This window comes from Arthrobacter cheniae (assembly GCF_003602275.1).
Taxonomy (GTDB): Bacteria; Actinomycetota; Actinomycetes; order Actinomycetales; family Micrococcaceae; genus Arthrobacter_D; species Arthrobacter_D cheniae.
On the sequence record NZ_QZVT01000014.1, the window covers coordinates 1 to 15,733 of the forward strand.

The following is a 15,733-nucleotide window of genomic DNA, read 5'->3' on the forward strand; positions in this document are numbered from 1 at the left end:
TTTCCGGGCCGTCCCGAGCTCCGGTTTTCCATGAACTGTTGACTAAGACGCTTGTTCCTGTAACAGTTGGCATCGCTGTGACCCGCATCACAACCACGCGATCACCCTGAGAGCCAGAAGTGCGTCTGCTCATGGATCCCGTACTCACGGAAGGGTTAGACAATGCCCACAACTACTCCGCACTCCCCGATTCCAACAGGGGAAGCAATTGACTCCTGGCCGAAGAAAGCCATGGAGCCGATGAAGCCCGAATGGCCTCGATTGCTGTGCCGATTCATCAATGCCGACCCGGTAGGGAAGTGGGATGACTTCCGGCTTTCTGAATGGGAACTGAACGCTTGCGGCTGGGAGGACTTCCACCCTCACACCGAGACGAACTTCGTCCTGAAAGGTGAGCTTCACGTCGAGAGTGAAGGCAGAACAGTCATCCTTCATCCGGGTGACTCAGCACGCGTAAACCCAGGACAACTCGGACGATACTGGGCGCCGGTATATGCCCACATGCTTACCATCTACGGTCCGAATCCGGAGGGGCTGGAGTCACACTCCTTCCGATACTTCGAATTTTGATAATCCCCTCAAGGGCTCGGAGTAACGGGCTTCTTGGGACCTGCCATGCAACTCAGACCCGTAGCTCCAGCATCGGCGGAGTCGGCCACGAGTTGCACTGGCGGTGCAATCATCCACAAAATGACGTACCGCTCGCCCGAACCTACGAGGTTCTTCTCGTACCGGGCCGATCAGCTAGCGGCTATCTGGTCGTGAATCACTGACGCCGGCCCTGTTCCTACTTTTCGGAACGTGCTGCAGGAATGCAAAAGCGTCCCGATCTGAACGGCCGGCTTGATACTACCGTGCGATAGTAGGTCGCAACTCGCCACCTACTAAATCTGCTTACCACTTTTCATGCTATTCATTTTCATGCTATTCAAAGGAGAATTTTATGAGCCAGGATACATCGAATGAAGTCGACCACCTGAAACGGTCGATCGACTGGAAGCAAGGGCTAGCCATTTCTTTGGGCGTACCCCTGTTGATCCTGCCATCGCTGGGTTATCTTCCGATCTACGTGTCAGCCGCTGCCATCCTCGTTTGGGGGCTGTCTGTTCTGCAGGGCTTTTTCCAGAACACCGCCTATGCCGAACTGGCTACGACCTTCCCCAAGGCTTCTGGGCTGCCCGGTTTCGCGCAACACGTATTCCGTACCGAGAATTACAAAGGCAAGTACGACAAGGGTAAGTTGATTGGAGGCTTCAGCGCCTGGAGCTACTGGTTTGCCTGGAACCCCGTCTTGGCGATCTTCTCCATCCTCGTCGGCGGTTACCTACACGGCCTTTTTCCAGCTCTCGCGGCAACCTTCTCCGAGTACCAACTTGCATTGTTGTCCGGAGTTGTAATATTTGTCGGGTTATCCATAGTCAACTGGTTCGGCCTCAAGGACGGTGCCATCCTCGGCTATATCCTTGCAGCCGTCTCGCTGATACCGCTGGCCATCCTGACCATCGCCCCGTTCGCGACCGGCCACGTCGACGTGGCGAACATCACCGGCAATTGGTTGCCAACTGACTGGTCATGGGACCTGCACCACGTCCTCATTCTCTTCGGTATCTTCGCCATCGCGCAATGGAGCGCCTGTGGCTGGGAAACAGCAGCGATCTACGCTCCCGAATACAAGAAGCCCGGCAAGGACGTCCCCAAGGCACTGTTTGCCTGCGGGATTGTCTGCTTCTTCTCCTATGTGCTGGTTCAAGCCGTAGTAATCGGCGTGCTTGGTGTTGATGGTGTCATGGCGGAGCCCATCTCACCTCTGATCCCAGTCGCTCAGGCAGTCTTTGGACAAGTCGGTACCGTCGTGACCATCATCATGCTGATCGCCGCGATGATCCTGATCATTCAAACCGCTTATCTTGGTTCCTCCCGCGCAATGCACTCCATGTCAGCCGAAGGTAACCTCCCCAAGGTCTTCGGCAAGACCAATCAGCATGGAACGCCGTTCGTTGCCATGCTAGTCACCGCAGCCTTCAACATGGCCCTCATCACCATAGGATCCATACCGGCAATTCTTGCAGCCGCGGCCATTGGCTACACCTGCGCCAACGGCATCAGCCTCTTCGCCTACGTCAAAGCAAAGAAGCACCCCTCCTTCGCCAACCTCGAACGCCCCTTCAAAGCGCCCAAGGGCTGGACTAACGTCGCGCTGGTCTTCGGCCTGTTCAACCTGCCGTTCTGCGTCATCGGTGTGGTCTACCTTAACAGCCTGGAAATCGGTTGGTCCTCAACCTGGCTTGGATTCGTCGTCTTGGCCTTCTACATCCCCATCTGGTTGTTCACGCAGTACGAACTGCGACGGACTGCTAAAGCAGCCCCTGCCCCAGCTCTCACCCACTGACACACCCTGAAGCGAAGCCCCGACGAGCACACAGTTCGCCGGGGCTTCGCACGTCGGAATAACTTTGTCGACTTTTGCTAGTGGAAAGGCTTCGTATGGCCTGGTTGATACTTGTTTTCTCTGGCGCTCTGGAGGCTGTTTGGGCCGCAGCGCTGCATCGTGCTTTCCGAACTTCTGGTCGTCGGCGTTTCGCCTCCAGCACCCTATTTCTGGTCTCCGTGACCGCCAGCACCGGTGGCCTGGCCATCGCAATGCAGTCCATCCCTACCGGCACGGCCTATGCAGTGTGGGTCGGCGTCGGCGTGGTTCTAACCTCTGCCTATGCAATCGCCATCGGGGCGGAACGGCCGACGGTGGTGCGACTGCTCCTGCTGTCGGGTATCGCCGTGTGCGTCGTAGGCCTGAAGGTAGCGGCGTAGTGCCAAAGCGTCCACTCCCCTGGGTGATACTTCTGATCTCGGCAGTCCTCGAAGCAGTCTGGGCAACGGCGCTCGGTTCGTCGGACGGCTTCAGCAAACCGCTGCCTACTGCGGTCTTCGCCGTCAGTGTCACGATCAGCATGCTCGGTCTGGGCATGGCTATCCGGACCATTCCCTTGGGCACCGCATACGCGATCTGGGTGGGAATTGGCGCCGCGTTGACCGTGGGCTGGGCGATGGCCACCGGCGTAGAACCCTTCAGCGTGGTAAAGCTGATGTTCATAACCGGCATCGTAGGCTGCGCGGCCGGACTGAAGTCGCTGCCGGACACGAAGAACCGATCCGCATCCGACGCAGCCACACCCGGGCCGCTCACTTGTCAGGGAGGTATCCACGTTGAGTGTGCTTCGAATAGCAGGCATTCTCGCGCTGGCCAACGTGGGCTTGATTCATCGCCGGTAAGTCATCCAGCTAATCAGCCGGGCTTGCAGTGAGCGTCGCATCCGAATACCTGGCCAACACCGGCCATCGCCCTTTGTGGATCTGTCTGGATAACGGTGTGTAACCGTCCGTGCGATTCGAGTGAAAACCGGCCATGATCGAGGCCACGACTGAAGCCTTCGACTCAGTTGGCATCGAACAGTAGGAGCATTCGTCAACATTTGTTGACTTAGGATAGGTCATCGGCGATCGCGTCAGGTAACCGACAGGGGCTCGAAGCACCATCACGCGCTGCAGCTCGTAGCACCGCTCAAGTACTCGAGCAGTACCTTTCACTTCCATACTTTGGAACTTTGCAACTACCTAGTAGCCAGCGCATCACCCGTTCCCGTCAGACAGGTCCTGCGACTCATGTAGCTGGTGGTAGCCGACGATCGTCAGCCGGGCAGGCAGCAGGCTGACCAGAGATCGGTTACAGGCGAGTACGAGAAGAAGCCAACTTTCAGTGGTCGTCGGAATGCCCCGGCCTGGATCTCCGTTCTGGAACCGTCGGTGGTTTGCACCAGCTACGAAGCGTCGTGCATGGGATCGCACGACGACGAACTGCCGAAGACGAGGGCGTTCCGCGCTCGCAGCACTGAACACGAGACTATGGAGTTGGTTTGTCATGAAAGCAATCGGAGTCACAGAATTCGGCGGTCCCGAGGTCCTGAAGGTCCAGAATCTCCCCAAACCACATCCCGGTATGAAGGAAGTACGCATCAGGGTCAGGGCTGCCGCCGTCAGCCCGACCGACACGAACGTCCGCACAGGCGCCTACGACATGAGTCAGTCCGAGCCTCCCTACATGCCCGGGATGGACGCTGCTGGCGTCATCGACGAAGTGGGCGAGGGCAGCGTGTGGAACATCGGCGACGAAGTCATGGCCATCGCGCTGCCCCTCGGGCAACACGGCGGCGCATACGTTGAATATTTAGTGGCACCTGACGACTCGATCGCCCGGATCCCAGCGAACGCCACGCTCGAGGAAGCCTCCACGATTCCGATGAACGGTCTGACGGCGGTGCAGATCCTCGAACTGGTGGCGCTGCAGCCCGGCCAGGTCATCGCCATCACAGGTGGCGCGGGAACGCTGGGAAACTACACGATCCAGCTCGCCAAGCAGCAGGGCCTGATCGTGGTGGCGGATTCGGCACCCAAGGACCGTGATCTGGTGCAGGGCCTCGGGGCCGATCACGTCCTCGACCGTGGTGCCGGTCTTGCCGATCGCATCAGGGGAATCTTTCCCGACGGTGTCGATGCCATCGCGGATACAGCGCTGCTGCACGAGGACGTCGTACCCGCGCTCCGTGATCAGGGAGTCTTCGTTTCTGTTCGGGGCTGGAAGGGAGAACCTACCCGCGACATCCGTTTCGAGGCTGTGTGGGTGTTCGACGAGTACCACTCCGCAGCCAAGCTCGATGGCCTGCGCCAGGCAGCGGAGGACGGCATCCTCACACCGCGGCTGGCGGACACGCTGCCCGCCGAGGACGCACCTGACGCGCACCGTCGGCTCGAAGCGGGCGGCGTCCGCGGTCGTCTGGTGCTGACCTTCTAGATTGCTCAGCCCGCAGCGCCGACCCTAGCGGCGATCCCGGTCCTCACGCGGTGGACGTCCCCGGACACGTCCACCGCGTCTGGTGCTTATGCGAGTACTACGAAGGTCTAAGTGGTTATACAGATTTTCCTATAGCGCGCAGGGCTTCACCGAAGTTCGCGACAAGTTCGCACGGGAACTCACCTCCGCCACCCGCCGATACAACGGGCCCTTCAGTAAGGACCGGTTACGGGAAGCCCTCGGGACAATTCAGTCCTTCAACCTCGCCCTGGGTGTTCCCGGAATCAGAGCCGATATCAGCATGGGGTTATCTCAGAGCGATGGCACAGGACGGTGACACCGGATTCAGTACCACCCGGATGGCCGATCGACTCGGCGTCGAAGTGACAGCGCTCGGTCGCGCTCGAGCCCAACCGATCAACAAGGGCATCATCTACTCCCCCGAGTATGGACACGTGGCCTGCACCGTCCCTGTGGCGCAACTACCGAGCAATGACGTCGACGAAGCCTTCACTACGCCTGACCTGATGGAACGTAGATCATCGGCGATTGGTTGGAGCATTGAAAGGGTCCTGTATGCCCCTCCAGGGAGTTCGACGACGACATGTCGTGTCAGGTCCGTGTCGGTGAGATCTGGTGGGGAATCAGCACCAGCTGAACCATGTCGCGGGCAAACGCCGGCTCCATGGTGGATCTGGCGAGTACCCGGAGGATCAGGGCTCCGATCAGGGCTTCGGCCACCTGGTTCATCGGCACCTCCGGGTGCAGTTCGCCGGCGTCTATGCCTTGCTGTAGCCGGGCTTCGATGGTGTGGCCACCACCGAAGCGGGCATTGAAGTGCTCGGCAACACCGGGATCACCGGCCGCAGCGGAGATCAGGGATAGAAGAAGTCGCTCGTTGTTTCCGGCCCGGAAGTATTCTGCGACGCTGGAGTACCAGGCGCTGATGTCCTCGAGAACGTGCCCTGCTGTGGGCGGGTCGAAGCGGTCGTTGGGTAGCAGGTACCCGTCCGCGAGGCATTCCGCGATCAGTGCACTCCTGGACGGCCACCAACGGTAGATGGTCTGCTTGCCCACCTTCGCGGCCGACGCGATGCCTTCCATCGTCAGACGCTCATAGCCACTCGAGGCGAAAAGTTTCGCCGCAGCATCGAGGATGGCGACCCGTGCTGCTTCGCTGCGCTGGGCACCAGCACGATGGTTGATCGACATCACACCAGCATAATTGGAACTGTAACAAGACGGTGCGTATCGTCTAAGTGTCAGTGTCACTCGAAGCAAGGATTCCTCATGGCCCTGTTCCTCTACCGTCTCGGCTCATGGGCTGCAGCTCACGCCTGGCGGACCCTCGGGGCATGGGCTGCCATCCTCACACTGGCTGTCGCCTCCTTCCTGACGTTCGGTGGGGCGCTGGCCTCCAGCTTCGACATTCCCGGAACGGAGGCCGCCAAGGTCACCGACGAGCTAGCGGAAAAGTTGCCGGACCTCAGTGGTGGTTCCGGGGCTGTCGTTCTGCAGACCGCTGACGGTGAGCCGTTCACGCAAGCTCACAAGGCTGCCGTCGAGGATCTGGCCGCTGACGCAGGAGACCTTGCTGATGTGTCCGCTGTCATCGACCCGTTCGATACCGAGGCGCAGCTCGCCGAGCAGGAGCAGACACTGACGGACGGCCGCGTGCAAATCGAATCAGCACGCGCCGAACTCGATGCCGGGCAGACACAGCTCGATGCAGGGCTGCAGCAGCTCGAGGCCGCGCAGGCCCAGCTGGACCGCTCACGGCAGGGAGCGACAGGGCCGGCGGCCGATGCCATCACTACGCAGCAGGGGCAGCTCGACGCTCAGTCCACCACGCTCGACGCGCAGCAGAAGACTCTCGACGACGGGCGGGCGGAGCTCGAGGAGCAGAACCGGCAGCTCGAGGACGGCGCGGAGCTCCTGTCATTCGCGGAGAACATCGGTTCTGTGTCCGACGACGGCACGACGGCGATCATCAACGTCAGCTTCGATGTGCCGCAACTCGAGCTGAGCAACGAGACCCGCGAGGGGGTCATCGACTATGTGGCAGAGCATCCTATCGAGGGTGTGAACGTCGAGTACGCGAACTCCCTCGCGCAGGCCACCCCCAGCGTCTTCGGCCCGGGTGAGGCCATCGGCCTGATGATCGCGGCCATCGTCCTGTTCGTCATGCTCGGCACGGTCCTGGCTGCGACGCTGCCTCTGGTCAGTGCCATCGTGGGCATCGGCGTCGCGTTGACGGCCTCGCTGGCGTTCTCGGGTTCAGTGGAAATGGCGTCTGTGACACCGGTCCTCGGCCTCATGCTCGGTCTCGCTGTCGGCATCGACTACTCACTGTTCATCCTCAACCGCCACCGCAAGCAACTCATCGCGGGAACGGACCTCCACGAATCGATTGGACTCGCCAACGGAACGGCCGGTAACGCCGTGGTGTTCGCCGGCTCCACCGTCGTCGTCGCCCTCCTGGCCCTGAACATCACGGGGGTCCCGTTTCTCGGTCTGATGGGCACCGTCGGAGCCGTGAGCGTCGCCGTCGCGGTCCTCGTTGCCATCAGCCTCACTCCCGCGCTGCTCGGACTCGTAAAGCACCGGGTGCTGTCCCGCAAGGAACTGGTCCACCGCGGCAATCCCCCGCAGCACCGCGTCGAGAAGCAGATCACCCCCATGCGGACCGGACGTGCGGTCATCAGCGTCATCGCCGGAGCCGCCGTCCTGCTGCTGGTCGCCGCGCCCGCCCTGTCGATGCGACTCGGCCTGCCCGATGGATCCTCCGAACCGGAGAACTCCACCCAGTACCGGGCCCACCAGATCACCACCGAGAAGTTCGGCGACGGCGTCAACGGGACCCTGCTCGTCACCGCCGCCGTGCCTCGGGGAACAACCGACGACGATATCCTGACGGAGCAGCTCAGTACCGCCCGCTCGATAGCCGGCCAGGCAGACGTCACCGCCGTAGCCCCGATCGCTGTCTCCGACGACAACACCCTGACCGCGTTCCAGGTCATCCCCGCTGGAGGCCCGAACGACGCCTCGACCGAGGAACTCGTCCGCAGTCTCCGAGACCTCCCCGCGCCTGATGGGTCCACGCTCGGTGTGGCCGGTCAGGCTGCGACGAACATCGACATCTCCGGCAACCTCGCCGACGTCCTCCCCCTCTACGTGGCCGTCGTCGTCGGCCTGTCCTTCCTCATCATGGTCGTCGTCTTCCGGTCCCTGCTCGTACCGCTCATCGCAACGGCCGGATTCATCCTGTCCCTCATGGCCACCTACGGAGCCCTCACCGCGGTCTTCCAATGGGGCTGGCTCGGCGGACTCTTCGGCATCCACGACCCCGGGCCCATCCTGAGCTTCCTCCCGGTCATCCTCGTGGGAATCCTCTTCGGCCTCGCCATGGACTACCAGCTGTTCCTCACCGCCGGAATGCGTGAAGCCTTCGTCCACGGCTCCCCCGCCCGTCTCGCCGTCGCCCAGGGCTTCCGGGCAGGCCGTTCCGTCGTCACCGCAGCAGCGTTGATCATGGTCTCGGTCTTCAGCGGGTTCATCTTCGCCCACTCCACCATCATCAGGGCCGTCGGCTTCGGGCTCGCGTTCGGTGTCCTCGTCGACGCCTTCATCATCCGCATGCTCGTCGTTCCCGCCCTCATGCACCTGCTCGGACGCCACGCCTGGTGGATCCCCACCTGGCTGGACCGGTTCCTTCCCAACGTCGACGTCGAAGGCGCAGCCCTCGAACGCCAACACCCGCCCCATCCCGTCGACCATCAGGACAACCAGCACACCGCCCGCCAACTCACTCGGTAGACCCACAAGCAGAAGGACCAGCGATGACGCAGACACCCATCACCCTGACCGCGCACAGCACCATCGAGCAGTGGCTGGGCCACGCCGAGGGCGGACCGGTCCTGCGAGGATTCCTCGCCCAGGCCGGAACCGACGAAGCTGCCCTCGGCCCGGCGAGGTCCATGCCCCTGCAGCAGTTGGTCGCCCTGAGCCAGGGCACCCTGCCACAGGAGGCGGTCGACGGGCTGGTGAAGCAGGTCAACGGGGGCGTCATTCCCGAGACCGACCCCTCGGTCTGGCAGGAACGCATAGTTCCGGGACGCTTCGAGGGACGCACCGTGATCGTCACGGGAGCCGGATCGGGCATCGGCCGCGCCACTGCGTCGCGGGTGGCCCGGGAGGGCGGGCGTGTGCTCGCCGTCGACATCGCTGCGGACCGACTCGAGAACCTCGTTGCAACGCTCAACGGCCATCAGGTCGTCCCGATCGCCGCCGACCTCACGGATACGGCCGCAGCGCAACGCATCATCGCCGGCGCGAACGGCCGTATCGATGCCCTGGCCAACGTGGCGGGGATCAACGACGACTTCAGCCCACTGCACGAGGTGTCGGACGCGATGTGGACGCGGGTCTTCGCGGTCAACGTCGAGGGACTCATGCGCCTCACGCGGGCGGTCCTGCCGGTCATGCTCGACGCCGGTCACGGCTCGATCGTCAACGTCGCCTCCGAGGCGGGCCTGCGGGGCTCCGCATCGGGCGTCGCCTACACGGCGTCGAAGCACGCCGTCGTCGGTATCACCCGCAGCACCGCGTTCATGTACGCGAAGGAAGGCCTGCGCATCAACGCGGTTGCACCAGGCGGCGTCGCGACCGGCATCCCGATGCCGGGCACGCCCTCGGCGTACGGATCCACCCGCCTCGAAGCGGCCCGCGTCAACATTCCCAGCATCGCCGACCCCGCGCACCTTTCAGCCACGATCTCGTTCCTGCTCAGCGACGACGGCGTGAACATCAACGGTGCCATCCTGCCCTCCGACGACGGCTGGTCCGCCGTCTGATCCGATGTGAGGCACACCAGGTGCAATCCGCACCATCGACTGTGCAAGCGGCGCTATCCATCGACGACCAGAGGATGAAGAAATGACAGCACTCGACCTGCGAACAAAGCTCTTGGGTCGGCTCATCGGCCTGGCCTCCGTGACCAGGCGTTCCGAGGAGCAGATCGTCGCGGACCAGCGCCGGGCGATCGGCCACAATCCGCTGACAGACCTCCTGCTCGGCGGTCTCGCCAAGGGCGTACAGGTACGGGACACCACTGCTGCCGGTGCCGACGGTGCCATCCGGGTCCGCACCTACCGCCCCCGGACATCGGGCGAGGCTCCCCCACTGGTCGTGTTCATCCACGGCGGCGGTTGGACCTCGGGGAGCCTCGACACCTATGACTGGTTCGCCAGCAGCATCGCCCGTGACGCGCACGCCGTCGTCGCTTCCCTGGACTACCGCCTGGCGCCCGACCACCGGTGGCCGGCCGCAGCAGAAGATGCGTACGCAGCGACTGTCGACCTGGTCAGCCGGGGGGCCGAGCTCGGAGCCGACACCTCCCGGGTCGCCGTCGTCGGTGACAGCGCGGGAGGGAACCTGGCCGCCGTCGTCGCCCTCATGGCTCGGGACAGGTCGGGCCCCGCGATCGCGTTCCAGGGGCTGGTGTATCCCGCGACCGACATGACGATGGCGAGTCCATCCATTGAGGAGAACGCGGACGCCCCGATCCTCACGAAGGCGGACATGCTCGCATTCCGCGGCCACTACCTCAATGATCAGGACCCGCGACACCCGCATGCGTCGCCCCTGCTGGCCGATGATCTGAGCGGACTACCGCCGGCCCTTGTGCAGGTGGCCGAACACGATCCCCTGCGCGACGACGGCCTCCGATATGCCGCTGCCCTCAGGGAAGCGGGGTCCGCTGTACGGACGACGACCTACTTCGGGATGCCGCATGGCTTCATGGCGTTCCCCCGCATCAGCAGGGCCGTGCCGCAAGCACTGGGTGAGTTGTGCCAGGAACTGCGAGCAGCACTGGCCTAGGGAGCGGGCTTTTCTTCAGGTGTAGGTCGCTCGGTTGATCGCCACGAGGTCGTCGAAATTCAACGACTCTCCGGCCTCGGCTCGTTTGCTGATGATGGCCATGGCTTTGTCCCGTCGTTCCGGAAGCAGGTCCTTTTCGGCTGCAGCGAGAGCGGCAGGCAGGTGCTGGAGGGTGAGTTCGGTGCAGTAGGCCGGGGCACCCGGCTGCTGCCGCCAGGAGTCGGCGAGTGAGCCTGCGTCAACGGCGTCGAAGCCTGTGTCTTCCACCAGCGCCATCGCGGTTTCCCTGGCCGTGTCAGTGTCAGCGGCGACAGGAATCGCCAGACGGACCGGGTCTCCTGCAGGCGTGCCCTTAATCTCAAGGGTCCCGGAGAGGATCGCGTTCCAGGCTTTCGCGACGGGACGTCCGATCTGCTCGACAATCCACAGGCTTTCGACCTGTCCCTCCTCGAGGGCCTGCACCTGCCCGTCCCTGGCCGGGTAGTAGTTCGACGTATCGATGACGATGGCATCCGCGGGAAGGTTCGCAATAAGAGGCTCGAGTGCCGGCATGACACTGAGCGGGATCGAGGTGATGAGAACCTCGACGTCCTGCACCACAGTGGAAGCCTCAACCGCAGTCGCGCCTGAAGCGAGCAGGTCGGCCTCGATTGTCTCCGGCCCGCGCGAGTTGGCGACCTTCACCTCGTGTCCTGCTGCAGCGAGCTTGCGTGCCAGCGTCGAGCCGATCGAGCCTGCGCCGAGAATGCCGATCCTCATGAGAATCCTTCCGTGGAATGAATGAGCACTCCAATTGTCGAACCTTCCAACAGTGTCAAGGTCAAGCAGGGCGCCCGCTGGGCAGTGCCTCAACCCCGTGCTTCTCGTCACATGAGCCCCCACAGGCTTGACCTTCTCACTAATGGCAACGTTGCACGATGGTTTGGTGAAGGCTCGCGGGGAACCATCCGGGGCCACGGGGAATCGCTGGGAATCACCGTCATCCGGTCGAACCCAGCACAGTTGCTCGTTCCCGGATGGCACCTCTAACGACGCCCTTACACAGCGGAGACGCGTCGCTGACTGCGGGTACGCCGTCGTGCGACTGACGCTCGTTTCCAAGACCATCCCACTATCAGGAGAGCCCCATGTCGGCACCTAGTCAGAACGAGTCCACCCTGGAAGCCGCTCCCCCAGGGGCAACTGATGGCACCCGAGCCGCCCCGTCCGATCGGCTAGCGCCGGGTAGCGCGATGATCATCGGGCTCTTGATGGTCTCGACCTTCGTCGTCCTGCTGAACGAGATGATGCTCGGCGTCGCCCTGCCGACGCTGATCAGTGATCTGGATATCACTCCCACGACCGGTCAGTGGCTCACCACGGGGTACCTGCTGACACTTGCCGTGCTGATTCCAGCCACCGGGTTCGTGATGCGCAGGTTCCATACACGTACGATCTTCCTCGGTTCCATGACGATCTTCCTGATCGGAACGGCCATCGCCGTCATCGCTCCCGGGTTCGGCGTGCTCTTCGCCGGCCGGATCATTCAGGCTGTAGGCACCGCGGTATTCGTACCCCTGCTCATCACCACCACGATGCGCCTGGTTCCGGTCTCGCGCCGGGGCAGGATGATGGCCCTCGTCACGGCGGTTCCCGCCATTGCGCCGGCCATCGGTCCCGCGGTCTCCGGGCTGGTCCTGTCCCAGCTTTCCTGGCGGTGGCTGTTCATCCTCATGCTGCCGATCATCGTCGTGACCCTCGTCCTCGGCGCAGCGAAGCTCAAGAACGTCACAGTCCCCGAGCGGGTAAACCTGGACGTGCTCTCCTTGCTGCTGTCCGTCGTAGGCTTCGGCGGACTTGTCTTCGGGCTGGCGTCCATCGGCGAGTCAGTCTCCGGCCACGCACCCGTCGACCCCTACATCCCGATCCTCATCGGACTGATCGGCGTGGGAGCGTTCGTCCACCGTCAGATCCGGCTGCAGCGAAACGGGGACGCTTTCCTGGACATGCGAATCTTCAACACGCGCTCCTACGTCTTACCTACCATCGTGATGGTCTTCGTCGCGATGAACGGCTTCGGCGTCGTCCTGGTCCTGCCTCTGATCCTGACCGCGGTCCTCGGACTGGACACCCTGCAGATGGGTCTGTTCCTCTTCCCCGGAGGGGCGATGATCGCGATCGTCTCCGCACTCGGCGGACGCATCTACGACAAGGTCGGACCGAAGCCCCTGGCGATTCCCGGATCAATCATCTGGGCCGCAGCCATCTGGTTCCTGACCACTATCGATGAGAACACCAGCGTCTGGCTGGCCCTGTGCACCTACCTGGTGATCACCGGAACGCAGGCACTGATGTGGGCTCCAATGACCACCTCAGCCCTCGGGTCCCTGCCCACCAAGCTCTACGCTCATGGCACCGCGGCGTTTTCCACCGTCCAGCAGCTCGCCGGCGCCGCGGGAGGCGCAATCCTCATCTCCGCCTTCACCATCGGAGCGAACGCCACCCAGACCGGAGCGCTCAGCTTCACTCAGAGCCTAGACGCCGGACAGGCCGCCTTCACCGTTGCCGCGATCCTCGGACTCGGTGCAGTCATCGGCTCTTTGTTCGTCAGCAAAGGCCGTGCCACACCAGACGAGAGCTAGCTAGCTCTGGACGTCTGGCGTGGAGAGACGGTGGCGCGATCGATCGCTTCGATGTACCGGGTGATCGAGTCCCGGTTGTGGATGAGGAAGTCGATCTTCTCCGACATGCGGTCCCGCTCTGTCACCAAAAGCTCCCGCAGCCCGGGTTCGGCGTTCTTCACGACGATGGTTTGCGGCTGGTCCAGGCACGGCAGGATATTCGAGATGATCCGCGTCGGGATCCCGGAATCGACCAGCCCACGGATTTTCCTCACCCGATCGACCAGGTAGTCGTCATACGTCCGATACCCGTTATCGAGGCGACGAGGTGAGATCAGGCCCTGTTCCTCGTAATACCGCAGCATCCGGGCAGGAACCTCAGTTTTCTTCGCCAGCTCACCAATACGCATGAAACCCCTCCAACACTTGTCCGGCCAATTCGACCTTCACATTAGTGGCAACGTTGAGACTGGGCAAGTTCCAGGCATCACGAGATAGCAGTACAAGGAGAACCAATGACCAAGCCACAGATGATCCTGGGTATGCACCTGGGCAACGGATACGGATCGCAGACCTCAGCCTGGCGCTCCCTGAACGTAGATCCTGCGAACTACGCGAGCTTCGACGCGCAGGTCCGCTACGCGCAAGCCGCCGAACGCGGGAAGATTGCCTTCCTGTTCCTCCCGGACTTCCCCGGCCTGCAGGCCGATGTGGACCACGAGGCACCCCAGATCACCCTCGACCCCATGATGACCCTCGCAGCGATCGCCCGAGCCACCGAACGCATCGGGCTGGTAGCCACCGGTTCCACGACCTTCAACGAGCCCTTCAACATCGCCCGCCAGTTCAAGGCCCTCGATGTGATGAGCCACGGCCGTGCCGGCTGGAACGCGGTCACCACCAGCGACCCCAATGCTGCGGCGAACTTCGGCCAAGGGATCGCACCCAGGCCGCAGCGATACCAGCGCGCCCACGAAACCATCCAGATCGCCCAGGCCCTCTGGGGGAGCTGGCAGCAGGACGCATGGATCAAGGACCAGAAAACCGGGCGGTTTGCCCACCCCGACAAGATCCAACCCATCAACATGCAGGGCGAGTACGTCGCTTCCCGCGGGCCGCTACCCATCCCACCATCCGAACAGGGACAGCCCGTCATCTTCTCCGCCGGAGGAGGCGCAAACGGACTCGACCTCGCCGGACGCTACGCCAACGGCGTCATCGGCGCCACGTTCACCATCGCCGACGCCCGCAAACAACGCCAGGCCTACCGTGACGCCGCGGCCAGGGCAGGGCGGAACCCGGACGAGATCAAATTCTTCGCCGGAGTCATGCCCGCCATCGGCAAGACCAAACGCGCAGCCCTCGACCGGCGCGTGCAGTTGGGCGAGCTCACAGCAGCATCCCGCGTCCCCTACCTCGGCTCGATGCTGAACCTCCAGCTCGACCCCGACCAGCTCGACCAACCCCTCACACCCGCTCAGCTAGCCGTCGCCGCCCCGAGCCCGTTCGACCCCCGCTCCCCACGGGCACTAGAAGTTGCACGCGAAGGATGGACCATCCGCGACATCCTCGCCCACGGCGTCATCGATTACCACCCCACCCCCGTCGGCGACGCATCGGCCACCGCGGATCACATGCAGGAATGGTTCGAAGCCGGCGCCTGCGACGGATTCTGGGTCTCCATCGACGTCAACGAAGACGGCATCGACACCTTCGTCGACGAAGTCGTCCCCATCCTGCAGGACCGAGGCATCTACCACCACGACTACGACGGCGCCACACTCCGCGACCACCTCGGCGCGCCGGCCCAATACGGACTAGACCCCCGCCTCACGGACCCCACCCCATGACAACCACCACCAGCACTCCAGGACCACTACTGAGATAGCCGGCAACGCGAGCGACAGCATTGATCCACGGCGGTTCCGGGACGGCGTGGGCCACGACGCCTCCGGAATCACCATCATCACCGGCCATAACGCTCAAGGTCCTATCGGCTGACCCGCAGTCCGACCAGGTGACAGCAGACTCCTCAGCTAATACCGGAGTCCCGCGACCGGCCGTCGTCCTTGGGACGTGCATCGCGACCACAACGTCGCGGCGATGCCGACCACCACCAGCGCCAGTGGAACCAGGAGTGAGACCACGTCTGCGCCCGTAGCAGGCAGGGCAGATGGCTGATCGAAGGCGCAATCGACGACGCAGGTAGCGGCGATCTGAGTGATGTCCACGGAAATGCTTACCGCGCCTCGGTCCTCCTGGTGAGAGGCAGCGTCAGTGGCAATCGTCACCGACAAGGGGCGGGCGATCATGTCGTGTCTCCTGTTCCCACCGTTTCCCGACGCCCCTCGTCGCGGGCTTGCTCAAGGAGTCGATTGAAGCGGCGTTGATTGCGAACGCTGGACAG

The 15,733-nt window shown here is 63.0% G+C and carries 13 protein-coding genes and 1 pseudogene; 10 read left to right on the forward strand and 4 right to left on the reverse strand.

Translation table 11 applies throughout. The features are described 5' to 3' along the window. Positions 1–240: 240 nt before the first annotated feature. The 5 genes and pseudogenes from D6T63_RS17160 (at position 241) to D6T63_RS17180 (ending at position 4,846) form a co-directional block, all read left to right on the forward strand. Positions 241–570: a cupin domain-containing protein gene (locus tag D6T63_RS17160; RefSeq protein WP_220725968.1), complete on the forward strand. Its 330-nt coding sequence runs from the start codon at positions 241–243 to the stop codon at positions 568–570. A gap of 373 nt (positions 571–943) precedes the next feature. Then, entirely contained in the window at positions 944–2,389 is a 1,446-nt protein-coding gene (locus D6T63_RS17165; RefSeq protein ID WP_120150355.1) for an APC family permease, read from the forward strand. Between the two features lie 95 nt (positions 2,390–2,484). Continuing rightward, on the forward strand, positions 2,485–2,808 hold the full coding sequence (locus D6T63_RS17170) for a DMT family transporter (RefSeq protein WP_120150357.1): 324 nt from the start codon (positions 2,485–2,487) through the stop codon (positions 2,806–2,808). Beyond that, positions 2,808–3,143 (forward strand): annotated as a pseudogene (locus tag D6T63_RS17175) (DMT family transporter); the annotation flags it as partial. The gene D6T63_RS17170 and the pseudogene D6T63_RS17175, both read left to right, overlap by 1 nt. 773 nt (positions 3,144–3,916) lie before the next feature. Further along, on the forward strand, positions 3,917–4,846 hold the full coding sequence (locus tag D6T63_RS17180; RefSeq protein WP_120150361.1) for an NADP-dependent oxidoreductase: 930 nt from the start codon (positions 3,917–3,919) through the stop codon (positions 4,844–4,846). A gap of 612 nt (positions 4,847–5,458) precedes the next feature. Here the strand turns inward: D6T63_RS17180 and D6T63_RS17185 are convergent. Continuing rightward, positions 5,459–6,058: a TetR/AcrR family transcriptional regulator gene (locus D6T63_RS17185; protein ID WP_120150363.1), complete on the reverse strand. Its 600-nt coding sequence runs from the start codon at positions 6,056–6,058 to the stop codon at positions 5,459–5,461. Between the two features lie 78 nt (positions 6,059–6,136). Between D6T63_RS17185 and D6T63_RS17190 the strand changes: the two genes are divergently transcribed. The 3 genes from D6T63_RS17190 (at position 6,137) to D6T63_RS17200 (ending at position 10,726) form a co-directional block, all read left to right on the forward strand. Next, positions 6,137–8,662 carry an MMPL family transporter gene (locus D6T63_RS17190; protein WP_120150365.1) on the forward strand — a complete coding sequence of 842 codons (2,526 nt, stop codon included), beginning with the start codon at positions 6,137–6,139 and terminating at the stop codon, positions 8,660–8,662. A gap of 23 nt (positions 8,663–8,685) precedes the next feature. Continuing rightward, the gene (locus D6T63_RS17195; protein ID WP_120150367.1) at positions 8,686–9,699 is read left to right on the forward strand and encodes an SDR family NAD(P)-dependent oxidoreductase; all 1,014 of its coding nucleotides are present in this window, start codon (positions 8,686–8,688) and stop codon (positions 9,697–9,699) included. 82 nt (positions 9,700–9,781) lie between these two features. Beyond that, positions 9,782–10,726: an alpha/beta hydrolase gene (locus D6T63_RS17200; protein ID WP_120150369.1), complete on the forward strand. Its 945-nt coding sequence runs from the start codon at positions 9,782–9,784 to the stop codon at positions 10,724–10,726. 15 nt (positions 10,727–10,741) lie between these two features. On the opposite strand, the gene D6T63_RS17205 is transcribed toward D6T63_RS17200, so the two are convergent. Continuing rightward, on the reverse strand, positions 10,742–11,485 hold the full coding sequence (locus tag D6T63_RS17205; RefSeq protein WP_120150371.1) for an NADPH-dependent F420 reductase: 744 nt from the start codon (positions 11,483–11,485) through the stop codon (positions 10,742–10,744). Positions 11,486–11,853: 368 nt separating this feature from the next. Here D6T63_RS17205 and D6T63_RS17210 point away from each other — a divergent pair, with 368 nt between their 5' ends. Continuing rightward, positions 11,854–13,347, forward strand: a complete 1,494-nt coding sequence (locus D6T63_RS17210) for a DHA2 family efflux MFS transporter permease subunit (protein ID WP_120150373.1) — start codon at positions 11,854–11,856, stop codon at positions 13,345–13,347. On the opposite strand, the gene D6T63_RS17215 is transcribed toward D6T63_RS17210, so the two are convergent. After that, the gene (locus D6T63_RS17215) at positions 13,344–13,736 is read right to left on the reverse strand and encodes a MerR family transcriptional regulator (RefSeq protein ID WP_120150375.1); all 393 of its coding nucleotides are present in this window, start codon (positions 13,734–13,736) and stop codon (positions 13,344–13,346) included. The two genes, D6T63_RS17210 and D6T63_RS17215, sit on opposite strands and share 4 nt — an antisense overlap. 105 nt (positions 13,737–13,841) lie before the next feature. Here D6T63_RS17215 and D6T63_RS17220 point away from each other — a divergent pair, with 105 nt between their 5' ends. After that, positions 13,842–15,176, forward strand: coding sequence for an NtaA/DmoA family FMN-dependent monooxygenase (locus D6T63_RS17220; protein WP_120150377.1), 1,335 nt, complete (start codon positions 13,842–13,844; stop codon positions 15,174–15,176). Positions 15,177–15,362: 186 nt separating this feature from the next. Here D6T63_RS17220 and D6T63_RS17225 read toward each other — a convergent pair whose 3' ends face one another. Further along, the gene (locus tag D6T63_RS17225) at positions 15,363–15,638 is read right to left on the reverse strand and encodes a hypothetical protein (RefSeq protein ID WP_120150378.1); all 276 of its coding nucleotides are present in this window, start codon (positions 15,636–15,638) and stop codon (positions 15,363–15,365) included. Between the last annotated feature and the right edge of the window lie 95 nt (positions 15,639–15,733).

Bases quoted from the DNA above. Each gene is read 5' to 3' on its own strand.
- D6T63_RS17160 (WP_220725968.1), top strand. From the start codon at position 241: ATGAAGCCCGAATGGCCTCGATTGCTGTGCCGATTCATCAATGCCGAC.
- D6T63_RS17165 (WP_120150355.1), top strand. From the start codon at position 944: ATGAGCCAGGATACATCGAATGAAGTCGACCACCTGAAACGGTCGATC.
- D6T63_RS17170 (WP_120150357.1), top strand. From the start codon at position 2,485: ATGGCCTGGTTGATACTTGTTTTCTCTGGCGCTCTGGAGGCTGTTTGG.
- D6T63_RS17180 (WP_120150361.1), top strand. From the start codon at position 3,917: ATGAAAGCAATCGGAGTCACAGAATTCGGCGGTCCCGAGGTCCTGAAG.
- D6T63_RS17185 (WP_120150363.1), bottom strand. From the start codon at position 6,058: ATGTCGATCAACCATCGTGCTGGTGCCCAGCGCAGCGAAGCAGCACGG.
- D6T63_RS17190 (WP_120150365.1), top strand. From the start codon at position 6,137: ATGGCCCTGTTCCTCTACCGTCTCGGCTCATGGGCTGCAGCTCACGCC.
- D6T63_RS17195 (WP_120150367.1), top strand. From the start codon at position 8,686: ATGACGCAGACACCCATCACCCTGACCGCGCACAGCACCATCGAGCAG.
- D6T63_RS17200 (WP_120150369.1), top strand. From the start codon at position 9,782: ATGACAGCACTCGACCTGCGAACAAAGCTCTTGGGTCGGCTCATCGGC.
- D6T63_RS17205 (WP_120150371.1), bottom strand. From the start codon at position 11,485: ATGAGGATCGGCATTCTCGGCGCAGGCTCGATCGGCTCGACGCTGGCA.
- D6T63_RS17210 (WP_120150373.1), top strand. From the start codon at position 11,854: ATGTCGGCACCTAGTCAGAACGAGTCCACCCTGGAAGCCGCTCCCCCA.
- D6T63_RS17215 (WP_120150375.1), bottom strand. From the start codon at position 13,736: ATGCGTATTGGTGAGCTGGCGAAGAAAACTGAGGTTCCTGCCCGGATG.
- D6T63_RS17220 (WP_120150377.1), top strand. From the start codon at position 13,842: ATGACCAAGCCACAGATGATCCTGGGTATGCACCTGGGCAACGGATAC.
- D6T63_RS17225 (WP_120150378.1), bottom strand. From the start codon at position 15,638: ATGATCGCCCGCCCCTTGTCGGTGACGATTGCCACTGACGCTGCCTCT.